At 63.3% G+C, this 16,548-nt stretch carries 14 protein-coding genes; 8 read left to right on the top strand and 6 right to left on the bottom strand.

The window, feature by feature from the left end:
• Position 1: 1 nt before the first annotated feature.
• The 3 genes from AC2T4A_RS29260 to AC2T4A_RS29250 form a co-directional block, all read right to left on the bottom strand.
• Positions 2-1,411: an OprD family outer membrane porin gene (locus AC2T4A_RS29260; protein WP_486742409.1), complete on the bottom strand. Its 1,410-nt coding sequence runs from the start codon at positions 1,409-1,411 to the stop codon at positions 2-4.
• 157 nt (positions 1,412-1,568) lie between these two features.
• A complete protein-coding gene (locus tag AC2T4A_RS29255) occupies positions 1,569-3,167 on the bottom strand; it encodes an ABC transporter substrate-binding protein (protein ID WP_486742408.1) in 1,599 nt (532 codons plus the stop codon).
• A 207-nt stretch (positions 3,168-3,374) separates the two neighbouring features.
• On the bottom strand, positions 3,375-3,938 hold the full coding sequence (locus AC2T4A_RS29250; protein WP_416744817.1) for a helix-turn-helix domain-containing protein: 564 nt from the start codon (positions 3,936-3,938) through the stop codon (positions 3,375-3,377).
• Positions 3,939-4,112: 174 nt separating this feature from the next.
• Here AC2T4A_RS29250 and AC2T4A_RS29245 point away from each other — a divergent pair, with 174 nt between their 5' ends.
• Entirely contained in the window at positions 4,113-5,330 is a 1,218-nt protein-coding gene (locus AC2T4A_RS29245; RefSeq protein ID WP_416744818.1) for a M24 family metallopeptidase, read from the top strand.
• Between the two features lie 90 nt (positions 5,331-5,420).
• On the opposite strand, the gene AC2T4A_RS29240 is transcribed toward AC2T4A_RS29245, so the two are convergent.
• From AC2T4A_RS29240 to AC2T4A_RS29230, 3 genes are all read right to left on the bottom strand, one after another.
• A complete protein-coding gene (locus AC2T4A_RS29240; RefSeq protein ID WP_416744819.1) occupies positions 5,421-7,013 on the bottom strand; it encodes an ABC transporter substrate-binding protein in 1,593 nt (530 codons plus the stop codon).
• 52 nt (positions 7,014-7,065) lie between these two features.
• Positions 7,066-8,667 (bottom strand): ABC transporter substrate-binding protein, encoded by a 1,602-nt coding sequence (locus AC2T4A_RS29235; RefSeq protein WP_416744820.1) that lies wholly within the window; start codon positions 8,665-8,667, stop codon positions 7,066-7,068.
• A gap of 221 nt (positions 8,668-8,888) precedes the next feature.
• Entirely contained in the window at positions 8,889-9,605 is a 717-nt protein-coding gene (locus AC2T4A_RS29230) for an SIMPL domain-containing protein (protein ID WP_486742406.1), read from the bottom strand.
• A gap of 230 nt (positions 9,606-9,835) precedes the next feature.
• Between AC2T4A_RS29230 and AC2T4A_RS29225 the strand changes: the two genes are divergently transcribed.
• The 7 genes from AC2T4A_RS29225 to AC2T4A_RS29195 all read left to right on the top strand — a co-directional run bounded on the left by AC2T4A_RS29225 (position 9,836) and on the right by AC2T4A_RS29195 (position 16,443).
• Positions 9,836-11,092, top strand: coding sequence for an ATP-binding protein (locus AC2T4A_RS29225; protein WP_416744822.1), 1,257 nt, complete (start codon positions 9,836-9,838; stop codon positions 11,090-11,092).
• 24 nt (positions 11,093-11,116) lie between these two features.
• On the top strand, positions 11,117-11,677 hold the full coding sequence (locus tag AC2T4A_RS29220) for a response regulator transcription factor (RefSeq protein ID WP_017518181.1): 561 nt from the start codon (positions 11,117-11,119) through the stop codon (positions 11,675-11,677).
• A gap of 71 nt (positions 11,678-11,748) precedes the next feature.
• The gene (locus tag AC2T4A_RS29215) at positions 11,749-13,482 is read left to right on the top strand and encodes an ABC transporter ATP-binding protein/permease (RefSeq protein WP_486743738.1); all 1,734 of its coding nucleotides are present in this window, start codon (positions 11,749-11,751) and stop codon (positions 13,480-13,482) included.
• A 191-nt stretch (positions 13,483-13,673) separates the two neighbouring features.
• On the top strand, positions 13,674-14,633 hold the full coding sequence (locus AC2T4A_RS29210) for a M23 family metallopeptidase (RefSeq protein ID WP_478377306.1): 960 nt from the start codon (positions 13,674-13,676) through the stop codon (positions 14,631-14,633).
• Complete coding sequence (locus tag AC2T4A_RS29205; RefSeq protein WP_416744824.1) at positions 14,614-14,979, top strand: hypothetical protein; 366 nt, start codon at positions 14,614-14,616, stop codon at positions 14,977-14,979. The genes AC2T4A_RS29210 and AC2T4A_RS29205 overlap by 20 nt, the downstream gene beginning before the upstream one ends.
• Before the next feature lie 18 nt (positions 14,980-14,997).
• Entirely contained in the window at positions 14,998-15,432 is a 435-nt protein-coding gene (locus tag AC2T4A_RS29200; RefSeq protein ID WP_416744825.1) for a bactofilin family protein, read from the top strand.
• A 69-nt stretch (positions 15,433-15,501) separates the two neighbouring features.
• A complete protein-coding gene (locus AC2T4A_RS29195; protein ID WP_486742405.1) occupies positions 15,502-16,443 on the top strand; it encodes an AEC family transporter in 942 nt (313 codons plus the stop codon).
• Positions 16,444-16,548: the final 105 nt, after the last annotated feature.

Genomic DNA, 16,548 nt, shown 5'->3' with positions numbered 1-16,548 from the left:
CTTACAGCAGGTTGAAGGGGAAGTTGCTGACCAGGCGAATCTCGTTGACGCTGCCGTCCGCCTGGTTCTGGCTCGCCAGGTGCTTCATGTAGGTCACGCGGAAACTGGCGCTCTTGAACGGGCCGTCCTGCAGCGTGTAGCCACTGGAGAGTCCGAGTTCATGGTGCCTCTCGTCGTCCATGGCGCGTACGTTGTAGCCACTCACGCCGTTGCGGTCGCCGTCGTAGTGGGTGCCGTCGATACCCCAGCCCTTGGCGTACCACGCCATGGTGGTCAGGCCGGGCACGCCGAACGTTGCCCAGTCGGTGCTGTAGCGCAGCTGCAGGGACTTTTCGTTGGGGCCGTTATAGTCGGAGAGCAACGAGTTGGCGAGGTAGATGGCGGCAGTCTCGTGCACGTAGTCGAAGTACTCGTCGCCACGGATCTGCTGCCAGCCCAGCAGTACGGCATGGGCGCCGTGAGTCAGGGTGAAGGCCAGGCTGTAGGCATCGTTGTCGATGTAGCCTGCCTTGCGCTCGCCGGTGTCGCCGGTGTGGTAGTAGTTCAGGCTGGTATTCAGGGCCAGGGTGGCCGGGTCGCCCAAGTCGTGCGTGGCGCCGAGGTAGTACTGGTTCCAGACGTCCTCGAAATGCGCGCCATAGGCCGTAAGCTTCAGGTCCTTCACTGCCTGGTAGCTGCCGCCCAGGTAGCTGAAATGACTTCCGGTGAAGTCCATCGAACCGTATTCGGTGGTCAGCCCTTCATGGCCGGAACCGGTGCGCGGGGTACCGCGGGTGAAGTCGCCGGCCTGTAGCTGAAGGCCTTCGAGCTCCTCGCTGAGCAGGCTGATGCCGTCGAAGGATGAGGGCAGGGCGCGGTTGTCATTGATATTGAACACCGGGTTTTCGGTCTGCTGGCGGCCCACGCGCACTTCGGTGTTGGAGACGCGCAGCTTCACGTTGGCCACGCCCATCTTCGACCACTGCGGCACGGCATCCCCATCACTGTCGGTCAGCGTGCGTGTGCCGCCGCCTGCGATACGGCCGCGGCCGCGCTCCAGGGCGATCTCGTTGAAGGCGGCAGCGTCCACGCCGACCCCTACGGTGCCCTGAGTATAGCCGGAGCTGTAGGTGAGCTGGCTGCCCTGGGTCCAGGTGTAGCGACTGTGGGTCGGCTCGGTGTAACCGTCCTTCTTGATGTTGAAGTGGAAGCTGTCCTTCATCTGTTCGCGGGTGGCGAAGTTGCGGGTGCTGAAGGTCAGGCTCTGGCCTTCGACGAAGCCTTTCGCGCCGTCCTGGCCCTTGACCACCACTTCGGTGCCGCGGTGGATTTCGTCCGGCGGCAGATCTTCCCCGTCGGCCCAGGCCTGGCCCAGGCTGGCGGCGCCGATGGCTAGGGTTATCAGGGACTGGGTGAGTATGTGACGTTGCATGAGTTGCTCCTTGTTGTTGGTTTTCCTAGCAACGAATGCATCCCCTCCACCCATCGCAGAAATGGGGAAGCCGGCAGGCGGGGGGAAGTCGGGGCACCGCCCGGTCTGCGCCGGGCTGGCGTTCAGGCGGCCGGAGCCGCCAGTGACTGATCGGCGGTCAGGGGTGGTTGGACACGCCGTAGAAGGAGTTGAGTCCGAAAGGACTGATCAGGAAGCCCTGCACCGTCTTGCGCATGGGCTGGTAGACGGTGGAGTGAGCGATGGGACTGATCGGAAGCTGCTGAGCCAGCACCTGCTGCGCCTGTTGATAGAGCGCCACGCGTTTCTCGTGATCGTTGGTGGTCTTGGCTTCCTTGATCAGCTTGTCGTAGGCCGGGTCGCACCACTTGGAGAAGTTGTTGCCGTCCACTGCGTCGCAGCCGTACAGGGTGCCAAGCCAGTTGTCCGGGTCGCCGTTGTCGCCGCTCCAGCCGATCAGCATGGCGTCCTGCTCGCCGGCATGGGCGCGCTTGATGTACTCGCCCCACTCGTAGGTGACGATCTTCGCCTGGATGCCCACCTTGGCCCAGTCAGCCTGGATCATCTCGGCCATCAGCTTGGCGTTGGGGTTGTACGGGCGCTGCACGGGCATCGCCCACAGGGTGATTTCGGTGCCTTCTGCGATTCCGGCTTTCTTCAGCAGCGCCTTGGCCTGTTCCGGATCATAGGCCTGGCCCTTGATCGAGGTGTCGTAGGACCATTGGGTCGGCGGCATGGCGTTCACGGCCAGTTGGCCAGCGCCCTGGTAGACGGCGTCGATGATCGCCTTCTTGTTCACCGCCATGTCCAGCGCGCGGCGCACGTCGGTGTTGTCGAGCGGCTTGTGCAGGACGTTGTAGGCGATGTAGCCAAGGTTGAAGCCTGGCTGCGAAGGCACATTCAGGTTGGGGTCGTTCTTCAGCGCTTCCAGGTCGGCCGGGCGCGGGAAGAGCGTGATCTGGCATTCGTTGGCCTTGAGCTTCTGCATGCGCACCGAGGCATCGGTGTTGATAGCGAAGATCAGGTTGTCGACCTGCACGTCCGCCGGCTTCCAATAATCCTTGTTGCCCTTGAAGCGGATCATCGCGTCTTTCTGGTAGCGATTGAACGCGAAAGGGCCGGTGCCGATGGGCTTCTGGTTGATGTCGCTGGCCTTGCCCTGCTTGAGCAACTGATCGGCGTACTCGGCGGACTGGATCGAGGCAAAGCTCATCGCCAGGTTCTGGATAAAGGCTGCGTCGATGTTATTGAGGGTGAACCGGACGGTCTTGTCGTCGAGCTTCTCCACCTTGGCGATGTTGGTGTCCATGCCCATGTCGGTGAAGTAGGGGAATTCGCTGGGGTAGGCCTTACGGAACGGATGGTTCTTGTCGAGCATGCGGTTGAAGGTGAACAGCACGTCGTCGGCGTTGAACTCACGAGTCGGCTTGAAGTAATCGGTGGTGTGGAACTTCACGCCGGAGCGCAGGTGGAAGGTCCAGACCTTGCCGTCGGTGGAGGTTTCCCAGCTTTCCGCCAGGGCCGGCTGGGCTTCGGTGCCGCCGCGCGGGAACTGCACGAGGCGATTGAACAGGGTTTCCGCCGAGGCATCGTAGTCGGTGCCAACGGTGTACTGGCCGGGATCGAAACCCGCCGGGCTGCCCTCGGAGCAGTACACCAGGCTGGAGGCGGCATGGGCCGCGGAGCCGGCGAGCAGCAGCCCGCCAAAGGCGAGTGCGTGCAGGGGATTACGTCGCATCTTGCGCATTACCTGACCTCTTTCTTGTTTTTCTTCAGGGGCCGGCGAACCGATGGGGTTAGCAGCCGGCCCGGTCGGACTGGTCCGGATAAGGCCTATCCATTCATGGTCGGGCTGTACCCGGCCACGCCGCGCCGAAGTTAAGTCAGGCTGAAATTTAGTTCAACTTAAAATTCAGTGGCACTGAAAGTTTTGCCGGTTTGTGAATCAGGTGGCGGGATGTTCGCCGAACAGCGGCAGGGTGGTCACGGTGAGCATTTCCGCCACGTTGTCACCGATGTTGCGCAGGCAATGACGCTTGCCGGAGTCGAAGTGGACGGAGTCGCCGGGGCCCAGCGGATAGGTGTGGCCATCGATGTCGTAGGCGATGCGCCCGGTGAGGACGTAGGCGAATTCCGAGCCGTCATGCGTAATCAGTTCGGATTCGTAGCCGACCGGGACCGTTACTTTCACCGCGTTCAGCTGGTTGCCGGGGAAGCTGCTGGACAGTCGTTCGTAGCTCAGCGGCTGGCCTTCGATGGTGTAGCGCACGCGCTCGCCCTGGTGCGAGTCGGGGGGGATCTGCTGCGGCGAGTCGAACAGCGCATTGAGCGGTACGTCCAGCGCCTTGGCGATGCTGGCCAGGGACGACAGCGAGACGCCTGTGAGATTGCGTTCGGCCTGAGACAGGAAGCTGGCGGTGAGGCCGGACTCGGCTGCCACCTGGTTCAGTGTCTTTTTCGCCGCGCGCCGATAACGGCGCAGGCGTTCTCCGATACGATCTGCGGACATTGGGAAGGCTCTTTTAGGACGCGGGCAGCATACCAGCGTCGCCGTGCGCTGAATGCACCGGGCCATGATGCCGCAGAAATTCCCGTGGGTAATGCTCGATGTTGGAAAAGTCTTTGACCAGAAATTTCAGTGCTGCTTAAATTTCGTGTTGTTTTCATTCCTCGGGAGAGTCACATGACATTGGGAGTTGGGGGCGTAGGCCCTGAGCAGGCGCTGGCGAAGTTGCAGAGCATGACGGCCGGTGCTCGCCCCATCGCGCTCGAGGAATACCAGGCGCGAATCGCACAGTTACAGCGCCTGATGCAGGCACGGGAAATCTCGGCGGTGTTCCTCGATGCCGGCAGCTCGCTGTTCTATTTCACCGGCTTGAAGTGGAGCCCCAGCGAACGGCTGGTGGGTGCGCTGGTGCCGGCGCGGGGCGAAGTGCGCTACATCGCCCCGGCCTTCGAGGAGGGCACCGTGCGCGACCTGCAGGCGCTGCCGGGCAGCATCTGCGTGTGGGCCGAGCATGAGAGTCCGTTCACTCTGCTGGCCGGCATGCTGGCCGAGATCGAGGTGTGCGACGGCGCGCGGGTCGGTCTGTCCCACAGCCTGCCGTTCGGCATGGTCGAACGCCTGCGCCAGGCAACGGGCCAGCTGCAGTTGGTGGACGCCGGCGCGCTGATCGAGCAGTGCCGCCGTTGCAAGTCGCCGGCGGAGCTGGCGCTGATGCAGCGGGCGAAGGACATGACCCTGGAAGTGCAGAAGGCCGCTGCGAGCATCCTGCGCGAGGGCATCACGACCACCGAGGTGACGCGCTTCATCGAGGCTGCGCACCGGCAGGTCGGCGCGCCGGGTTCGACCTTCTGCATCGTGCTGTTCGGCGAGGACAGCGCCTTCCCTCACGGCGTACGCCAGCCGCGCCCGTTGCGTGAAGGCGACATGGTGTTGATCGACACCGGCTGCCAGCTGTTCGGCTACAACTCGGATATCACCCGCAGCTACGTGTTCGGCACGGCCAGCACGCGCCAGCGTGAGTTGTGGAACCTGGAGAAGGCCGCACAGCAGGCCGCTTTCGATGCCGCCGCGCTCGGCTCGCCCTGCGAGCAGGTTGACGCTGCCGCCCGCCGTTGCCTGGAGGTCGGCGGCCTCGGGCCGGACTACGCGTTGCCGGGTTTGCCGCACCGCACGGGTCATGGCATCGGCCTGGATATCCACGAAGGTCCGTACCTGGTGCGCGGCGACAGCACGCTGCTGGACGTCGGCATGTGCTTCAGTAACGAGCCGATGATCTGTGTGCCGGGGGAGTTCGGCATCCGTCTGGAAGACCACTTCTACATGACGGCGGAAGGCCCGCGCTGGTTCACCCAGCCGAGCCATTCGGTGGATGATCCCTTTGGCTTGAACGCATAGCCCTCTAGGAGCGAGCTTGCTCGCGAATGCATTTCCCGGCAGCACGATTGCGGGGCGGTTCGCGAGCAAGCTCGCTTCTACAAAGAACAATCAGGGGGCCAGTTCAACCCGCGAGAAGTTGTTCGACCCAAGCGGGCTCAGGGTGAAGCCACTCACGCCCGGTCGCACCACCGCGAACTGTTTCGGATAGGCCAGGGCGATCCACGGCGCTTCGCGCTGGTAGATCGCCAGCGCCTGCCGATAGAGCCCTGCGCGGGCCTCCTGGTCGGTGATCGCGCGGGCCTTGCGCAGCAGTTCGTCGAACTCCGCATTGCACCAGCCCGCCTGGTTCTCACCACTCTTTGCGGCGGCGCAGGACAGGTTCGGCGTCAGGAAGTTATCCGGATCGCCATTGTCGCCGGCCCAGCCCATGAAGATCAGGTCGTGCTCGCCCTGCTTGGCGCGCTTGATCAACTCGCCCCATTCGAACACACGGATATCGGCCTGGATGCCGATCTGCCCCAGGTCGTTCTGCAGCATCTGCGCGCCGATACCGGGATTGGGATTGGTCGGGCCGCCGCCCGGTCGCGTCCAGATCGATAGCTTGAGGCCTGGCTTGATGCCGGCTTCTTCCAGCAGTTGTTTCGCCCGCGCCGGGTCGTGGGGCCATACCTTGAGCTGCGGATCGGACCCCCACAGCGTCGGCGGATACGGCGCCACGGCCAGGGTGGCAGCACCGTCGCCGAACTGTGCTCGCAGGTAGGCGTCGCGGTCGAAGGCGAGGTTGATCGCCTGGCGCACGCGCACGTCGTCCAGCGGCTTGTGGCGGGTGTTGAGGCCGACGTAGGCGACCAGCAGAGAGTCCAGTTCCTCGATCTTCAGCTTCGGGTCCTGGCGCAGCGCGGGAACATCGGTGGGCTTGGGGTAGACGGCGATCTGGCAGTCGCCGGCCTTGACCTTCTGGATGCGCACGTTCGGATCGGGAGTGATCGCCAGCAGCAGGCGCTCGATCTTCGGCTTGCCGCCCCAGTAATCCGGATTGGCGATGAAACGCACCTGAGCGTCCTTCTGGTAGCGCTGGAAGATGAAGGGTCCGGTGCCGATGGGCAGGTTGTTCAGTTGGTCGGCCTTTTCGGCGGCCAGCAGCAGGTCGCCGTATTCGGCGGAATAGATGGAGGCGAAGCCCATTGCCAGGTCGGCGAGGAAGGGCGCCTCGGGATGTTTGAGGGTGAAGCGCACGTGATGCTGGTCGAGCTTTTCCACTGCGCTGATGAGGCCCGGCAGGCCCATTGCCTCGGCGTAGGGGAAGCCGCGCGGGGCCAGCTTGTTCCACGGGTGCTTCGGGTCGAGCTGGCGCTGGAAGCTCCAGAGCACGTCGTCGGCGTTGAAGTCTCGGGTTGGGGTGAAGTAGTCGGTGCTGTGGAATTTCACGCCCTGACGCAAGGCGAAGGTGTACTGCAGACCGTCGTCGCTGATCTCCCAGCTCTCCGCCAGCGCGGGCACGACGCGGGTACTGCCGGGGGCGAACTGCACCAGGCGCTCGAAGACTGTTTCGGCCGAGGCGTCGGCGGTGGTGGCGGCAGTGTACTGGGTGATGTCGAAGCCTTCCGGGCTGGCCTCGGTGCAGACCACCAGGGATTGGCCGAACGCCGGCGTGCAGCCGAGCAGGCCGAGCAGGCAAAAGCGGGCGAGGGTCTTGGGCACGGACTGGACTCGAAAAGAAAAAGGCCGCCGGTGTGAGCGGCGGCCTCTGGCCTTACTTGCCTACGCTGACGCCGTAGAAGGAGTTCAGCGCGAACGGGCTGATCTTGAAGTCCTGCACCGTCTTGCGCATCGGCTGGTACACGGTGGAGTGGGCGATCGGGGTGATCGGCACCTGCTCCTTGAGGATGTGCTGGGCCTGCTTGTACAGCTCGGTACGCTTGGCCTGGTCCGGGGTGCGCTTGGCATCCTTGATCAGCTTGTCGTAGGCCGGGTCGCACCACTTGGAGAAGTTGTTGCCGTCCACTGCGTCGCAGCCATACAGGGTGCCCAGCCAGTTGTCCGGATCACCGTTGTCGCCGCTCCAGCCGATCAGCATGGCGTCGTGCTCGCCGCCCTTGGCGCGTTTGATGTACTCGCCCCACTCGTAGGTGACGATCTTCGCCTTGATGCCGACCTTGGCCCAGTCGGATTGCAGCATCTCGGCCATCAGCTTGGCGTTGGGGTTGTAGGGGCGCTGCACCGGCATCGCCCACAAGGTGATCTCGGTGCCTTCGGCAACGCCGGCCTTCTTCAGCAGTTCCTTGGCTTTCTCCGGGTTGTAGCCGGCATCCTTGATGGTGTCGTCGTAGGACCACTGGGTCGGCGGCATGCCGTTCACGGCGAGCTGGCCGGCGCCCTGGTAGACGGCATCGATGATGGCCTTCTTGTTCACCGCCATGTCCAGCGCTTCGCGCACTTCGAGCTTGTCGAACGGCTTGTGCAGGACGTTGTAGGCGATGTAGCCAAGGTTGAAGCCTGGCTGCGACGGCATGTTCAGGTTCGCGTCCTTCTTCAGCGCTTCCAGGTCGGCGGGGCGCGGGAAGAGGGTGATCTGGCACTCATTGGCCTTGAGCTTCTGCATGCGCACCGAGGCGTCGGTGTTGATGGCGAAGATCAGGTTGTCGATCTTCACCTCACCCTTGTTCCAGTAGTCCGGGTTGGCCTTGAAGCGGATCATCGCGTCCTTCTGGTAGCGACTGAACACGAACGGGCCGGTGCCGATCGGCTTCTGGTTGATGTCGGCGGCCTTGCCCTGCTTGAGCAACTGGTCGGCGTATTCGCCGGACTGGATCGAGGCGAAGCTCATGGCCAGGTTCTGGATGAACGCGGCGTCGACTTCGTTGAGGGTGAACTTGACGGTCTTGTCATCGACCTTCTCCACCTTGGCGATGTTTGCGTCCATGCCCATGTCGGTGAAGTACGGGAATTCGGTCTGGTATGCCTTACGGAACGGGTGATTCTTGTCGAGCATGCGGTTGAAGGTGAACAGCACGTCGTCGGCGTTGAACTCGCGGGTCGGCTTGAAGTAGTCGGTGGTGTGGAACTTCACGCCCGAGCGCAGATGGAAGGTGTAGGTCTTGCCGTCATCGGATACATCCCACTTTTCCGCCAGGCCCGGGATGACCTGGGTGCCGCCGCGCTCGAACTGGGTGAGGCGGTTGAAGACCGTTTCGGCCGAGGCGTCGAAGTCGGTGCCGGTGGTGTACTGGCCGGGGTCGAAGCCTGCCGGGCTGCCTTCGGAGCAATAGACGAGGTTGTTGGCGGCGTGGGCGAGCGGGGCACTGGCGATCAGCCCAGCGGCGATCATGGAGCGGATGACGGCGTTCTTACGCATACGGACCTCTGTTTATTCTGGTTGTCATCGAGGGGCAGCCTCGTGAGCTGCGTTGCGTGAAACTATGCACGGCACATGCCGGGCGCAAGCTGCTGGCGGGGATGAGTGTAGAAGTTGTGACGCGGGTGCAAGGGAATGTCGCAATTTCGACAATGGGAACCGTGCAGTCGAGCGACGGCGCCCCGGTCCCCAAGGCGCCGCGCTGGAAGAGGCCGCGGGTGTTACGGCATCTGCACCTCGATCGTGCCGTCAGCGCTGACGGTGACCTGGCTGGTGCCGGCTTCGATTTCCTGCGCCGGGGCTGAATCCATGGAGGCGAACTTGGCGGCGGCCATGCGCATCACCGGCATCGGGCGCGGTGCGCCGGAGGTGTTCAGGTTCAGGCTGACCAGCTTGTAGCCCTTGCCGCCGAGCGCGTCGGTGAGTACCTGGGCGCGTGCCTTTAAGGCATCCACCGCGCCTTTCATCATCGCGTCCTCGTTTTTCGCGCGGGTGGCGTCGGCGATGCTGAAGTCCATGCTGCCCATCTTCAGTTTGCCCAGCAGGTCGGCGGTGAGTTGCGAGAGGGCTGCGAAATCGGTGCTTTCCAGGCGGATTTCCGCACGCTCGCGCCAGGCGGTGATCTTCTGGCCCTTGTCGTCATACACCGGGTAGCTGTTGCGGCTGCCCAGGCTGACGGTCACGCCTTTGACCTTGCGCGCCTGCTCCAGCGCCGCGTTCAGCGTGGTAGTGGTCTCGGCTGCCAGTTTCGCCGGGTCGCTGGCCTGGCCTTCGCTGAACAGGGTCACGTGCATCAGGTCGTGGGCGACTTCCTGGCTGACCTCGGCGCGCAGCGAAACCTGGTTGTAGCGAGGTTCGTCTGCCAGGGCTCCCAGGCTGGTGGCGCACAGGGCGATGGCGGCGGCGATGGCGGTGAAGGGTTTCTTCAGTACAGACATGGATGACTCCTTGCTCCAGAAAATGTCCGGGCCACAGCTTAGTAGAGGCAGTGGCGAGGACTGTCAGACCCTTTGACGAGGAATGGTTCGAGTACGGGTTAACGGCGGGTGTCACCAATTGTTTCGGGCTGAGGCGGCCGTCACAGCGCGCGCTGGAGTATGCTGTGGCGCTATGCCGCATAAAGAGGAGGGGGCTCTTGGCTATACTCGCGCAAATTCCGGAATTCACCATGCGCCCACCGGTTTTCCAGCTTTCCGCCAGTCGTCAGAACCTTCTGCATCTGACGCTCATCCGTATTCTCGTGCTCGCCGCCCAGGCCGGCTCCGTCGGGCTTGCCTACAAGGCCCAGCTGATCCAGCTGCCCTGGCTCGCGCTCGGCGTGACCATCGGCGTATCCCTCGTGCTGTGCCTTGGCACCGCGCTGCGCCTGCGCGGCCCGTGGCCTGTGACCGAACTGGAGTACGCCGTCCAGTTGGCCTGCGACCTGGTCATCCACAGCGTGCTGCTCTATTACTCGGGCGGGTCGAGCAACCCCTTCGTCTCCTATTACCTGGTGCCGTTGACCATCGCCGCGGCGACTCTGCCGTGGCTCTACACCATCGCCCTGGCCGGTCTCGCGCTGGCCAGCTACACGGTGCTGCTGGTGTGGTTCCACCCGCTGGAGATGGCCGCGGGGCAACGCGACAACCTGCTGATATACGGGATGTGGCTGAGCTTCGCCCTGGCCGCCGCACTGATCACCTTCTTCGTCGCCCGCATGTCCGAGGCGTTGCGCCGGCAGGAACAACTGCAGGCCCAGCGCCGCGAGGAAGGCATGCGTGACCAGCAGTTGCTGGCCGTCGCCACCCAGGCCGCTGGTGCCGCCCACGAACTGGGCACGCCGCTGGCGACCATGAGCGTACTGCTCAAGGAATTGCGCCAGACCAATGCGGACCAGCCGATGTTGCAGGAAGATCTCGCCCTGCTGCAGGAGCAGGTCAAGCTCTGCAAGACTACTCTTCAGCACCTGGTACGTGCCGCCGAAGCGGATCGTCGCCAGGCAGTGGAAGAGCAGGGCGCCAACGAATGGGTTGAATCGGTGCTGCGCCGCTGGCACCTGATGCGCCCCGAGGCGAGCTATCGCTACCAGACGCTGGGCAAGGGCAAGGCGCCGCGGATGACTCCGCCGACCGACCTGAGCCAGGCGTTGCTGAACCTGCTCAATAACGCGACGGACGCCTGTCCGGACGATCTGGACATCCGCCTGGACTGGGATGCCGGAGAAATCTGCCTGAGCATCCGCGATCAGGGCCCGGGCGTGCCGCTGGCCATTGCCGAACAGCTCGGCAAGCCGTTCTTCACCACCAAGGGCAAGGGCTTTGGCCTGGGGTTGTTCCTCAGCCAGGCCAGCGTGACCCGCGCAGGTGGAACGGTGAAGTTGTATAACCATGAAGATGGCGGCACTCTGACGGAGTTGCGTCTGCCCAGAAGCTATGGCGTGGCCTGATTGCCGCGCCCGCGAGGAAGTACCATGAGCGAAGAGATCCTGTTCGAAGGCGAAGAGCAGCCCCACCTGCTGCTGGTGGACGACGATGCCACCTTTACCCGCGTCATGGCCCGCGCCATGACCCGTCGCGGGTTGCGGGTGTCGGTCGCCGGCTCCGCCGAGGAAGGCCTGGCCATGGCCAAGGAAGATCTGCCCGACTACGCCGTGCTGGACCTGAAAATGGACGGCGATTCCGGCCTGGTGCTGCTGCCCAAGCTGCTCGAGCTCGATGCCGAGATGCGTGTGGTGATCCTCACCGGCTATTCCAGCATCGCTACCGCGGTCGAGGCCATCAAGCGCGGCGCCACCAACTACCTGTGCAAGCCGGCTGACGCCGACGACGTGCTGACCGCGCTGCTGTCGCAACATGCGGACCTGGAAACCCTGGTGCCGGAAAACCCCATGTCGGTCGACCGTCTGCAGTGGGAACATATCCAGCGCGTGCTTGCCGAACATGACGGCAACATCTCCGCGACCGCCCGAGCGCTGGGTATGCACCGGCGCACATTGCAACGTAAGCTGCAGAAGCGCCCGGTGAGGCGTTAAGCGATCGATAACACAAAGGAGCGCCAATGAGCGCTCCTTTTTTGTATGTACAGCCGTGCGAGCCCATCCCCATGACCGACAGCGCCGAATACCGCGCCGCGAACGATGCCGTTCGCAGCCGCTTCTTCCACCGAGTCTGGCAACTCACCGCGCCCTACTGGCGCAGCGAAGAGAAGGGGATGGCCTGGTTGCTGCTGATCGTGGTGATCGCCCTGTCGTTGGTCGGCGTAGCCGTCTCGGTCTGGCTTAACAGCTGGTACCGTGACTTCTACAACGCCCTGCAGAACAAGGACGTCGACTCCTTCATCCGACTGGTCCTGTACTTCTGCGGCATCGCCGCGGCGGCTATTCTGATCGCCGTCTACCGCCTCTACCTGACCCAGATGCTGACCATCCGCTGGCGCCGCTGGCTGACGGAGAAGCACTTCGCCGCCTGGCTCGGCGACAAGAACTACTACCGCCTGGAACAACGCGGCCACACCGACAACCCTGACCAGCGTCTGACCGAAGACCTCAACAACTTCACCGACACTACCCTGACTCTGGGCCTGGGCCTGATCCGCAATGTGGTCAGCCTGGTGTCCTTCTCGGTCATTCTCTGGGGCGTTTCCGGCAGCATCGAGTTGTTCGGCATCACCATCCCCGGTTACATGTTCTGGGCCGCGCTGCTCTACGCTGCGGTCGGTAGCTGGCTGACCCACCTCATTGCCCGTCGCCTGATCAGCCTGAACAACCAGCAGCAGCGCTTCGAGGCGGACCTGCGTTTCGGTCTGGTGCGCGTTCGCGAGAATGCCGAGAGCATCGCCCTGTACAACGGCGAGGCCAACGAGAACGAACGGCTGATGACGCGCTTCCGCAATGTCTGGGGTAATTTCTGGGAGTTGATGAAGGTGCAGAAGCGCCTGACCTTCTTCAGCTCCGGCTACGCCCAGATCGCCATTATCTTCCCGTTGGTCGTCGCCGCGCCGCGCTACTTCGCCGGCAAGATCCAACTGGGCGAACTCATGCAGATCAACTCCGCCTTCAGCAACGTGCAGGATGGCCTGAGCTGGTTCATCGACGCCTACGCCAGCCTTGCCAACTGGCGCGCTACCTGTGACCGTCTACTGAGCTTCCGTGGCGCCATGGCTGACATCGCCCAGGAATCGGCCAATATCGACGTGCGCAAGTCCGGCGATAACCTGCAACTGCACAACCTCACCCTCAGCCTGGGCAACGGCCGTGAGCTGCTGCAGCCCACCAGCCTGGCAGTCAATACCGGCGAGCACGTGCTGATCGGTGGGCCGTCCGGCGGTGGCAAGAGCACCCTGCTGCGAGCGATGAGCGGCCTCTGGCGCTACGGCAGCGGCGTGGTGCAGATGCCTGAGGCGCGCAGCCTGTTCGTCCCGCAGAAACCCTACCTGCCCATCGGTACGCTCGCCGAGGCGCTGTGCTATCCGGAGCAGGGCGATCGTCACGATCCCGAACAACTGAAGCAGGTGCTGCACCTGTGCCGCCTGGATTCCCTGATACCGCGCCTGGACGAAGCCGACCATTGGCAACGCCTCCTTTCTCCGGGCGAGCAGCAGCGTATGGCTATTGCCCGTGCGTTGCTCTATGCGCCGCAGTGGCTGTTCCTCGACGAGGCTACCTCCGCACTGGATGAAACCGACGAAGCCGCCCTTTATCAGGTGCTCCTAGACCAGTTGCCGGGCGTCACCCTGGTCAGCATTGGCCACCGGGTAAGCCTGAAGCGATTCCATCCGCGCCAACTGCGTCTGGAGGAACATCGTTTGCAGGAGATCGAGTCTGTTTTGCCAGCGTAGTGGCAGTTTGATTCACTGGGATATTGTGATCAGGTTAGTGGGAAACATCTGAAAGTCTTCTCAGACGGGATGATTTCTTCTTATTTATTTACATTTTTCAGTGTTTAGCCGCTGCGAAGTTTTCAATAACAGGTACCCTGTGCACCCCGGCGGTTACCCCGTCGGGCCGAATGCATTCCAACGGTACCGCCATGAAATCCCTTTCCCCGTCACGGCAAGCCCTGACCCGCTCGGACCTGCGCCTGGTCGACACGCGCCGGTACGTGCTGGGTGCCGCGTGCATGGCCATCGTCCTGGCCATCGCGGCGTTTGCCGGTGGGCTGTGGATCGGCCGCCAGCCCGCGGGGCTTCCTGTGCAACCGGTGGTGACGGCCACCGAGGCCACCACCCCTGATGCCTCCGAGGAACGCTTCACCGCCGAACGTGTCGGTGAACTGGCTGGGCGCCTGCAGGTGCTGGAGAAAGACGCTGCCTACTTGCTCAAGGCAGTGGATAGCCAGCAGGAAATCACCCGCAAGGTCACCAGGCTCGACCCCACGCTGATTCCGAAGCCGAAACCGGTCAGCACCAAGGGCGAAGGCGGGGTCCTGTTGCCGCCGCGAGATTGCGGTACCGCCGCGGCCACCGACCTGACCCAGAGCGAGCAATCCGTCCGCTGCCTGCGCCGTGTCTTCGACCAATTGATGGATCAGGTCGCCCGGCGCAATGCCGATTTCATGGCCATCCCCGCGCGCCGACCGCTGGAGGACGCTCGCCTGGGTTCGCCCTTCGGCAATCGAGTCGATCCTTTCAATCGGCGCCTGGCCTTCCATTCCGGGCAGGATTTCTCTGCGCCGATCGGCACGCCGATTCACGCCGCTGCCGGTGGCCGCGTCATCGCCGCGGGTCCGCATACATCGTATGGAAACCTGGTGGAGATTGACCACGGCAATGGATTGGTCACGCGCTATGCGCACGCGTCGAAAGTCTTCGTGAAGGTCGGCGATGTCGTGTTGCCGGAGCAGAAGATTGCCGCGGTAGGCTCGACCGGCCGCTCGACGGGAGCGCACCTGCATTTCGAAGTATTGCTCAAGGGCGAGTTCGTCGACCCGCAGAACTTCCTTTCGCTGGGCGGGATGGAGATAGACAGCGATGGCATGGCCGCGGACTAGAAAACTCGATACCCGTCAGTTGCTGCATGCCGAGCACCGGCCTCATGTTCCCCGCGGTCATGGCTGGCTGGTCTGGGTGGCGCTGGTGTTGGTGATCGCGGTGGCTGCCGCCGTCGCCGTGTACTGGATGCGCCAGGGTGATGACCAGCAGGCGCAACAGCGGATCGCCGAACTCGAGGCGCGTAACCAGGAATTGAGCGAGGCCCTGGAAAGGGAGCGCTTGCAAGTGAACGAAGAAATGGCGAATCGCGACCAACTGATGCGTCGCATCGACGTGATGTCCGCCCAGATCAAGCAACTGAAGACGGAGCAGGCGTTCTACCGCCAGCAGAAACCTGGCAAGTAGTACGCGCGAGGAATTGCGATGTTCAGCAACAGCAAGAAGAAAGGCCCGCAAGTGTCGGTGGACAAGTTCTCCAGCCTGCTGTCGGGCAATGTGGACCTGGTTGGCGATATGCAGTTTCAGGATGGCCTGAAGATACTCGGTACCGTGAAGGGCAATGTCTGTCACAAGCCCGGCGCGGCCAGCCTGCTGGCGCTCAGCGCGGAAGGGCGGATCGAGGGCAACGTCAGCAGCTACGACGCGCTGATCGACGGCACCATCATCGGCGACCTGTACGTCGAGCACCTGCTGGAGCTGCACTCCAATGCGCGGGTGGTCGGCAATATCCAGTATCGCCAACTGAGCATGGAAAACGGCGCTACGGTGGACGGCAAGCTGACCCGCCTGGCTGACGGTGAGGCCCCCAAGCCGCTGGAGCTGCCGGCTCCGGTGCGCGAAGAGGAAGTCGAAGCCTGATTTGCCCCGGCGCAGTGGGTACTTAGCTTGCTATGATTGTCGCCCCCTCCGCCCAGATCGTTTCGCCCCATGCTCGCACTCCTGCTCCAGACCTTCAGCATCACTGCTCCGGTCTTCGCCATGCTTTTCCTTGGAGTGCTGTTGCGCCGCGTCGGGGCGATCAATCCGGAATTCATCCAGACAGCGTCGGCGCTGGTCTTCAACGCCACTATGCCGGCGATGCTCTTCCTCGGCATCTACCACTCCGACCTGCACAGCGCTGCGCGCCCGGAAGTGCTGCTGTACTTTTGTGCGGCGACCCTGGCGGGTTTCCTGCTTGCCTGGGGCTGGGCCGCATGGCGGGTGCCGCGCGCGGAGCGGGGCGTCTACGTTCAGGGGTCGTTCCGTGGCAACAACGGCATCATCGGTCTGGCACTGGCCACCAGCCTGTATGGTGACCATGGTCTGGCGCTGGGCTCGGTCCTCGCCGCGCTGGTGATCCTCTGCTACAACATGCTGTCCTCGGTGGTGCTGGCGATCTACAGCCCGAGTATGAAGTCCGATCCGCTGAGCATTGCGCGCAACGTCATCTGCAACCCGCTGATCATCAGTGTTCTGGCGGCGCTGCCGTTCTCCTGGTTCGGTATCGGCCTGCCGAAGTGGCTGCTGACCTCCGCCGACTACTTCGCCCAGATGACCTTGCCGCTGGCGCTGGTGTGTATCGGCGGCACCCTGTCGCTGGCCTCGCTGCGCGAGAGCGGTGGGCTGGCGATCAGCGCGAGCCTGATGAAGATGGTCTGGCTGCCGCTGATCTGCACCTCCGTCGCCTGGGCATTGGGCTTCCGCGGAGCCGAACTGGGCGTGCTGTTCCTTTACTTCGCCAGCCCCACGGCGGCGGCCAGCTATGTCATGGCCCGTGCGGCCAATGGCAACCACGAGCTGGCGGCGTCGATCATCGTCATCACCACCCTGGTGGCGGCGCTGACCACCAATGTCGGCATCTTCGTCCTGCAGTGGGGCGGCTGGATGTGACTCGAGGGAAGTCGAGATTCTTCCAATTGGTGTTGGGTAAATGGCGATTCAGCTTGTAGGAAATTTCTGAAAGATCGCTCTATGTCGCAACGCCGCGCGAACGCC

Source organism: Pseudomonas sp. PVC-3-1 (assembly GCF_057444315.1).
The sequence above is the reverse complement of the archived record's forward strand: the minus strand, read 5'-3'. Positions and strand labels throughout refer to the sequence as shown.